The following is an 8,212-nucleotide window of genomic DNA, read 5'->3' as shown; positions in this document are numbered from 1 at the left end:
GAGCGCCGCCACCGCATCGGCCAGGTCAGGGGCGTACGTGGGGCTGCTAACCTCGTCTGTCACCACCGCGAGCTCGTCCCGCTCGCGGGCCAGGCTGAGCATCTTGGCGGGGAAGTTGTTCCCCCCTGGGCTGAAAAGCCAGGCCAGGCGCACGATGTAGTACCGCGAGAGGAGCGATCGGACGTACACCTCCCCCATCAGCTTGGACTGCCCGTAGGCGTTGATGGGATTGGGCACGTCCGTCTCCAGGTAGGGACGGCCGGCCCGGCCGTCGAACACCTCATTGGTGCTTATGTAGATGAGAGGGCAGTCCGACCGCAGGCACGCCAGGGCTATGTTCTGGGTGCCCAGGCCATTCACCCGCAGGGCCAGCTGGGGATCGCGGGCGCAGCCGTCCACGTCGGTGTAGGCGGCGCCATGAACCACCAGGTCAGGGTGGAAAGCGGCGATGGCGTCCACGACGCCGGGGTAGGATGTGATATCGTGCTCGGGCACATCCACCCCCAGAATGTCGTGCCCGCCGAACACGCGCAGCAACTCCCGGCCCAACTGGCCCTTGTGGCCGGTGATCACAACCCGCATCGCCCCTCCATCCAGGTGTATTGTGAGCAGCGGGTGGGCTATCGAGGTGCGTCCCAGAGCACTGCCTGGCCCCGTCAGGAACGTGGGCCCCCGAGCTCACGCTCTCCCCCCGTTGCCCAGTATTCAGGGCCCGCTAGAGCGGCTCGAACATGTCCTTCTCGACGCCGCACTCGGGACACACCCAGTCGTCCGGAAGGTCCTCGAAGGCGACATTGTCGTTCTCGGCCGGATCGTAGACGTAACCGCACACGGTACAGACCCACTTCTGCATAGCTGCCACTCCTGAAAACGGTGTCCGTCACCGGCGGGCAATGCCCGCAGGCGAGCCCGGAATCTAGCATAGCAGGCAGGTCGAGTCAACGGCGGCTCCAGGTGCCTGGCGCGACTGGGGCAATCCCACCGGACGGCTGCCGAGGGCATCCACTGCCGGGCCGCAGGCCCTCGGCGGGCACCCCTTCCGCGAGTTCACGGCATGCTCCCGCCGCCCGCCACAACTCCGCCGCGATTGACACTCATGCCGCATTGCCCTACAATGAAGGCACATCTGGGCGATACTGCGATGGGCGGGCGCCGAACCGGTTAGTTCGGCGCGCCGTTTTGTGAGGGCGCGTTTCTGAGTTCCCACCGATAGCCGCATAGCGAGGAGGCATAATGGCCGCCTACGGAAGCGAACAACTCCGTAATGTAGTCCTGCTAGGTCACGGCAGCGCCGGCAAGACATCCCTGGTCGAAGCCATGGCGTTCAATGCGGGTGTCACCAACCGGCTTGGCCGGGTCGAGGAGGGCACTGCCATAGCCGACTTCGATGAGGAAGAAGTCAGGCGCCATATCTCAGTTAGCGTGGCCGTTGTGCCTTGCCCGTGGAAGGACGTCAAGATCAACGTTCTGGATACGCCGGGCTACCTGGAGTTCATCGGGGAGGTGTTGAGCGGGCTGCGCGTCGCTGAAGCGGCCCTTCTGGTGCTCGATGCCGCTGCCGGAGTGGAAGTGGGCACTGAGCTGCTCTGGCGATACGCCGACGAGCGGTCAGTTCCCCGTCTAGTCGTGATCAACAAGATGGACCGCGAGAATGCCTCGTTCCAGTCCTCCCTCGACTCTCTGTCTAATGCCTTCGACGCCCGGTTCATCCCCGTTCACCTCCCCATCGGGCAGGAGTCCTCTTTCAGTGGCGTAGTTGACCTGCTGGAGATGAAGGCCATCATCGGCCCGGAGGGCAAGGTCGAGGACATTCCCTCCGACATGAGAGACGCCGTGGAAGAGGCCCGACTGCAGGTGGTGGAGGCTGCCGCCGAGGGCGATGACGAGTTGCTCATGAAGTACCTGGAGGGCGAGGAACTCACCACGAAGGAGATCGTGCGAGGGCTTCGGCAAGCAGTCCGCAGCGGCTCCGCCATCCCCGTGGTGGCCGCAGCGGCCACCGCCAACCTGGCGGTCCGCCCCCTGCTCGATGCCATCCGAGACCTGCTACCCTCTCCGGTGGAGTCCGGGCCCTACAAGGCTACCAATCCCGCTACGGGCGACACCGTCGAGCTAGAGTCCGACCCTGCCGGCCCTCTGGCAGCCTTCGTGTTCAAGACTACCGCTGACCCTTACGTGGGCAAGCTCACCTACCTCCGGGTCTACTCTGGCACGCTGGTGTCTGATAGCCGGCCCATCAACTCCAGGACGGGACAGGAAGAGCGAGTGGGCCAGCTCTTCTTCGTCACCGGGCGCGAGCAGAGCCCGACTGAGCAGCTGATCGCGGGCGATATCGGCTCGGTGTCGAAGCTGGCCGAGATTCACACCGGCGACACTCTGTGCGACCGCGGCACACCATTGGCGCTGCCCTCGCTGGAGCGACCCAATCCCGTCTACTCGGTGGCCGTGAACGCCAAGTCCCAGGCGGACTTCGACAAGATGAGTAGCTCCATGAGCCGCTTGGTCGAGGAGGACCCCACGCTACGGCTAGAGCGCGAGCCCAGCACCGGGGAGCTGATCCTCTCGGGGATGGGCGAGGCCCACCTGGACGTGGCCATTCGGCGGCTGCGCCAGAAGTTCGGGGTAGAGGTCATCACCAGCACGCCGCGAGTGCCCTATCGCGAGACTATCACCAAGACGGCCCAGGCCCAAGGACGCTTCAAGAGGCAGACCGGCGGACGGGGTCAGTTCGGAGATGTCTGGCTGCGCCTCGAGCCAATGGAGCGGGGAAGTGGCTTCCAGTTCGCCGACGAGATCTTCGGCGGGGCGGTGCCACGGAACTTCATCCCTGCGGTAGAGAAAGGCGTCGTTGAGGCCATGCAGGAGGGTATCCTGGCCGGATACCCGGTGGTGGACGTCAAAGTTGCCCTTTACGATGGGTCCTACCACCCGGTGGACTCATCGGACATGGCCTTCAAGCTCGCCGCCAGCCTGGGGTTCCGCAAGGCCGCCGAGAATGCCGGTCCCATTCTGCTGGAGCCCATAGTGCGTGCGGTCATCACCGTGCCCGAGCAGTTCATGGGCGACGTGCTGGGGGACCTCAACAGCAAGCGTGGTAGGGTGTTAGGCATGGAACAGGAGCGCGGCCTGAGCGTGGTGACGGCGCTGGTGCCTTTGGCGGAGATGCGGCGCTACGCCACCGACCTGCGAGCTATGACTCAGGGCAGGGGCGTGTTCACCATGGAGTTCTCGCACTACGATCCCGTTCCCTCACACGTGGCAGAGCAGGTGATCGCCGAGGCCAAGCGAGAGAAGGAAGCTGAAGCCGGTTAGCCTCAGCCGGCCCTACCGTTCGCTCAGTGGCGCACCGGGAGAGGCGGCTCTCCCGGTGCTCTCGTATGAGCCCCGTGCCGACAGCGCCCGCATCTTTACGCAATAATCACGGGCGCGGGCCTGAAGTGCGAGCCCGAATCACACGATAATGAGGGGAGTTGACTCCGCCCTTCCCCTTGCTGGCGGGGCGGGCAGTGGGCTAGCCCTCACCCTGAGGGCCACTCCAACACACAGCTGAGACCCGTCGGAGGGAGCAATTGCCCGGCGAACGCATCATGGTGGTCGAGGATACCGCCAGCGTGGCCAAGCTCGTGGCCACCCATCTCGAGACCGCCGGATACCGACCCACCGTGGCCTCCTCCGGCCAGCAGGCGCTCGACCTCACCTCCCACACGCTCCCTGATCTGTTCGTCATCGATGTTATGATGCCCGGCCTGGACGGGTTCGAGCTCACCCGCCGTCTCCGCGCCGACCCCCGAACCGCCGGGATTCCGATAGTCATCCTCACCGCCCGGAACACCGTCGAGGACAAGATCAAAGGCTTCGAGGCCGGGGCGGACGACTACGTGGTGAAGCCCTTTGAGGCACCCGAGCTGCTAGCTCGCATCCGCGCCCTGCTGGCCCGCGCCCGGCCTACATCGGGCTTCCAGGGCGAGGAACGCCAGGGCACCGTGCTAGCAGTCTTCGGTTTGCGGGGCGGCTCAGGCAAGTCCTCGTTGGCCGCCAACCTCGCTGCCGCGCTTGCAGCCGCGTCCGGCGAACACACCGTAGCAGCCTGCGACCTAGCGCTGGAATCCGGACACCTGGCTCTCATGCTGGACGCGCGTCCCGTGCACACCATAGACCAACTGGTCACCCGGTACGGCTCCTCGTTCGAGCCCGACGTCCTACTCGCCCACCTAACCGACACCCGGCTGGGCGTACGCGTCCTGGCCGCTCCCCTGTCGCCCGCTTCGGCTCCGCTGGTCACTGCCGAAGGGACACGGGCCGTTCTAGAACACTTGCGGCGCTCCTTCGCGTTCGTGATTCTGGACCTCTCTCCCGGGTTCGCCGACCCGAACCTGGCCGCCTTCGAGCTCTGCGATGCTGTCCTGGTGCTGACCACACCGGAGATGGCCGGCGTCAAGGCGGCAGCGTCAGCCTTTGAGACGCTGGAGTCTCTCGGATTTCCAGCCGACGGCCTGGCGTTGGTGGTGAGCCAGGTGTTCGCGGCCAGACCTCTGGCCAACGAGGACATCGCCGCCGCGGTGGGCCGCAGGATCGAGCTCACCATTCCATACGAAGGCCGGGCCTTCGTTGACGCCATCAACCGGGGCGTGCCTGTGGTGGTCTCGGCGCCCCGCACCCCGGCAGCCAGGGCCATAGCCGCCTTCGCCGACAGTCTGCTCCGTCGGGCGCGGCCAGTCCATCCGTCCCAGAACGTCGCACGAGCCGTCTAGAGCAGTCTCGTCGCCAATCAGGAGACCCGCTAGGGATGCCCGAACCGCGAAGGATCCCGACCGTCGAAAGCAACGACCAGCCCCCTGCAGGGGCTAGTGGGGCCCATGTCGAGGACCTGCTGGCCGAGGCGGCTCTGGTGCTCCGCGAGGCCAAGGAGCAGGGCGACGCCGTATACGAGACCGCCGAAGCAGAGCCTGTAGGGCAACTTCTGCGTTCCGTCCACTCCTACAAGAGCCTGATGGCGTTCGCCGGGCGCCGACCCCAGGCTGAGTTCGCCGAAGAGCTAGAGCGCTATTTGAGGGCAATTTGGCAGGAGCGCATTTCACTAGACCGGGAGGCTCAGGTGCTGACGCGCCGTGGCCTCTCCGTTCTGCAGGCCCTGCATCAGGGAGCGACAGAGGACCTCTCCCAGTCCGCAAGGGAGATCGCCCACCAGATGCGCGCTCAGGTGGAGGCCGCCCCTGCCGCCCTCGCGCCGGTGCTGGCTGGTCCCTCGACCCGACGCCGGCGGCAGGAGCCCGATCGTCTTCCCAGTAGAAGGCTCGAGCCCACTGCCCAGCTGGCGCCAGCCGAGCTCGCAGAAGTGGCGCAGATCGGCAACAACCTGAACCGTCTCCTGCATCGCTTACGGGACCTGCTGCCTCCTGGTGACGAGCGGCTTGATGCTTTGGTCTCGGCTTTGCTGATCTCCGGAGAGAAGCTGACCCACGCCCTGCACCGCCACCGTTTCGCCAGCCTGAGGGCGTTCCTGCTGCCCACCGTCGGAGCGGTTCGGGAGATGGCAGCCAGCCAGGGCAAGCTGGCCCGGGTGCGGCTGGAAGTCGACAACGTCGAGGTCGACAAGCCCCTGCTTCAGGTCCTCCGCCCCGGGCTCTTGCACCTCCTGCGCAACGCCGTAGCTCATGGGATCGAGTCGCCAGAGGCGCGAGTGGCAGCAGGCAAGCCAGAAGAGGGCTGCATAACCATCGCTGCCACGGTGCGGGACGGCTGGCTACACCTGACGGTGAAGGACGACGGCTCGGGCTTCGACGTCAACGCTCTCCGCTCGACCGCCATATCCTCCGGGGCACTTAGCCCTGAAAGGGCTGCCTGCATTTCCGACACCGAAGCAGCCCTCCTGGCCCTCATCCCCGGCCTGTCCACCAGGACCGAGCCTGACGGTCTTTCGGGCAACGGGGTGGGCCTGACGGTAGTGGCCGAGGACGTGAGCGCCCTGGGTGGCACGGTCGGCCTCGACTCGCGCCCTGGCCAGTATAGCGCCATTCACCTGTCCGTTCCTCTACCATCAGCAGCCACCGGCCCCGCCACCCGCATCGCTTGAGCAACGCTCCCCCGTTCGGTTGCAGGCTCCTCGGTTTGCGGGTATGCTGATAGGTGTCAGCATGGCCCAGCGACCCGGGCTCAGAGCGGGGTCGCGTGTGGGTGCCGGTACGGTACCCCAGGAGTGGAGATGGACGAACCGCCCTCTAGTTGGCGGGCGAAGCGTAGACTGATAGGGGCGCTTTCCTCCAACCAATCGGGTGCGAACTCCAGGGCCTCGTACGACCTGCTCCTGAGTGGTCCCTCACAAGAGACACGGCATTCGAGTGGCCGCGCCCTCGAAGCGGTTGGCCTACGCGCCCGCGCGACCTGGCGCCGGGTGGCGCGCGCTTCGCCCCAGCACAGCCTGTCTCCTCGCCTCGGCCCCGCTAACGTAGCAGCTCGGGATCGGGGGCACGGATTCCCACCAGCACGGCCGCTCAGGTCCTTGGCTGCGCCCAGACTGCGAGAGCAAGGCCTGATAGCATTCCGGGTACACCCTGCTCCGACGTGTGCGCGCACCTACCCCCGCCCTGCCTCCGTGCGCTTACCGCGCCTGGCGGCACTCACTTTTCAAAGGGGATTGGGCATCGCCAACATGCGGGCCTGCCCCGTACGAGCGTTGCCTGAATCCGCTCGTCCTGCCGATCCTGAGCTCGCACCTACCAATGAACGGAAGAGACGCGAATGGGAGCCATAAGGCGGTTAGTGCTCGACACGCTCAAGCCGCACGTGCCCAACATCGTGGAAATGGCCGTGCAACTGAGCGACCTGCCCGGCGTCGAAGCGGTGAACATCTCCATCTACGAGATGGACCTCCAGGTCGAGAACGCCAAGATCACCATCGAAGGCGCCTCGATAGACTTTCAGCAGGTCGTACAGCGGATCCGCGACGACGGGGCCACCATCCACTCGATAGACGAAGTGGTCGCCGGCCGTTCTATCATTGACGACGCGTCCACGCCCCAAGATCCTTACCAGGGTTAGCTGCAACGGGCGCAACATAGGGGAGTATGAGTCCACTCAGACGTTTGTCCCTTCGGGTCGAGCAGGTCCGTGAGCTAAGCGCTCTTGCCGACGTAGGCGAGATAGCCCGTCGCTACTTCGCCATGAACGCGTTTGACGGGGTCCTCACTATCATCGGCGTACTGGTGGGCAGCTACACCGCCGGTATCGCTGACGCTCGCATCGTCCTGACCACCGGGTTCGCCACTTCACTGGCCATGGGCGTCTCCGGTCTCTGGGGCGCTGCCCTCACGGAGTCAGCGGAGAGGAAGCGCTCTCTCAACGAGCTGGAGCAAGCCACCCTCTGTGACCTGGGCGACACCCGGCTGGCACGGGCGGGCCGGGTGGCTGTTGTCATCGTCACCCTGGCGGACGCTCTGGCACCAGTCGCGGCATCCGCCCTAGTGCTGATGCCCTTGCTGCTGGCGCCGGCCCTGGGCGGCATTCGTGCCTCCTACTTCGCTGCCCTCGGCGTGGGGCTCGGCACTCTCTTCGGCCTGGGCATGTTCCTGGGCCGCATCTCGCGCAGCAACCTCGCTCTCTCGGGGTTGAAGACGGTGTCCGCGGGGCTGGTCAGCATACTGGTGGGACTGGCTCTGCACCCCGCGGCGGGATAGACTGACTCGGTAGCCGTCACCAGAAGGAGAACCCCATGCAGCTCGCTTCGGGACGATTGGGCAGAGCCCGTACGATCCTATTCTGCGCCGCCCTAAGTACCGCGCTGGTGCTGGCCTGTGGAGTCTTGCCCGGCCCCACGGCGGAGGTAGCCCCTTCGGCGGCGCCTCCGGCGGAACCAGGACCGGCTGCCGCACCGACTGCTACCCCTGTCGCTGCGGCTACCGATACCCCCGCCCCCGCTCCCACCGCAGCCCCACCGGAGCCGGGACCGGCCCCTGACTTCGAGGCCCTCGGTCAAGCCGCAGCGGATTACGCCACCGCCAGCCGCGGCGATCCGGCCGCGCTCGCCCAGGCGCTGGAAGCCTGGGGAATGGCGCCGCCTAAGGAGACATCCCTCGCCGCCCTGTCGGCCGACGGCAATGTGGTCGCCGCCGACCTGACGGGAGACGGCACAGAGGAACTGGTGGCGGTGGCCATGAACCCCCAGCCTCAGATGATCATGGGCGAGGGCACGCTGCTCATCCTGGCGACCGAAGGC

Annotated in this window: 8 protein-coding genes; 6 read left to right on the top strand and 2 right to left on the bottom strand. The window is 66.1% G+C overall.

Annotation, left to right across the window (positions count from 1 at the left end; all coding sequences use genetic code 11):
• Together HPY83_19435 and HPY83_19430 are read right to left on the bottom strand one after the other, a co-directional pair.
• On the bottom strand, positions 1-582 hold a 582-nt coding region (locus tag HPY83_19435), incomplete at its 3' end, for an NAD(P)-dependent oxidoreductase (GenBank protein NPV10121.1).
• Positions 583-715: 133 nt separating this feature from the next.
• Entirely contained in the window at positions 716-853 is a 138-nt protein-coding gene (locus tag HPY83_19430) for a rubredoxin (GenBank protein NPV10120.1), read from the bottom strand.
• 380 nt (positions 854-1,233) lie between these two features.
• On the opposite strand from HPY83_19430, the gene fusA reads away from it, so the two are divergent.
• From fusA to HPY83_19400, 6 genes are all read left to right on the top strand, one after another.
• Positions 1,234-3,312: an elongation factor G gene (fusA, locus tag HPY83_19425; GenBank protein NPV10119.1), complete on the top strand. Its 2,079-nt coding sequence runs from the start codon at positions 1,234-1,236 to the stop codon at positions 3,310-3,312.
• A gap of 275 nt (positions 3,313-3,587) precedes the next feature.
• Entirely contained in the window at positions 3,588-4,751 is a 1,164-nt protein-coding gene (locus HPY83_19420) for a response regulator (protein ID NPV10118.1), read from the top strand.
• Between the two features lie 35 nt (positions 4,752-4,786).
• Complete coding sequence (locus HPY83_19415; GenBank protein ID NPV10117.1) at positions 4,787-6,073, top strand: hypothetical protein; 1,287 nt, start codon at positions 4,787-4,789, stop codon at positions 6,071-6,073.
• A gap of 665 nt (positions 6,074-6,738) precedes the next feature.
• Positions 6,739-7,038 (top strand): DUF211 domain-containing protein, encoded by a 300-nt coding sequence (locus HPY83_19410; protein NPV10116.1) that lies wholly within the window; start codon positions 6,739-6,741, stop codon positions 7,036-7,038.
• Between the two features lie 26 nt (positions 7,039-7,064).
• Entirely contained in the window at positions 7,065-7,673 is a 609-nt protein-coding gene (locus HPY83_19405; protein ID NPV10115.1) for a hypothetical protein, read from the top strand.
• A gap of 35 nt (positions 7,674-7,708) precedes the next feature.
• Positions 7,709-8,212 (top strand): hypothetical protein (locus HPY83_19400; protein ID NPV10114.1); only part of this gene is annotated, 504 nt, incomplete at its 3' end.

It is taken from the genome of Anaerolineae bacterium (assembly GCA_013178015.1).
GTDB lineage: Bacteria > Chloroflexota > Anaerolineae > DRVO01 > DRVO01 > Ch71.
The sequence above is the reverse complement of the archived record's forward strand: the minus strand, read 5'-3'. Positions and strand labels throughout refer to the sequence as shown.

What these genes read in the sequence shown, in the direction of transcription:
- HPY83_19405 (NPV10115.1), top strand. Translation starts at nt 7,065, where the DNA reads ATGAGTCCACTCAGACGTTTGTCCCTTCGGGTCGAGCAGGTCCGTGAG.
- HPY83_19415 (NPV10117.1), top strand. Translation starts at nt 4,787, where the DNA reads ATGCCCGAACCGCGAAGGATCCCGACCGTCGAAAGCAACGACCAGCCC.
- fusA (NPV10119.1), top strand. Translation starts at nt 1,234, where the DNA reads ATGGCCGCCTACGGAAGCGAACAACTCCGTAATGTAGTCCTGCTAGGT.
- HPY83_19420 (NPV10118.1), top strand. Translation starts at nt 3,588, where the DNA reads ATGGTGGTCGAGGATACCGCCAGCGTGGCCAAGCTCGTGGCCACCCAT.
- HPY83_19410 (NPV10116.1), top strand. Translation starts at nt 6,739, where the DNA reads ATGGGAGCCATAAGGCGGTTAGTGCTCGACACGCTCAAGCCGCACGTG.
- HPY83_19430 (NPV10120.1), bottom strand. Translation starts at nt 853, where the DNA reads ATGCAGAAGTGGGTCTGTACCGTGTGCGGTTACGTCTACGATCCGGCC.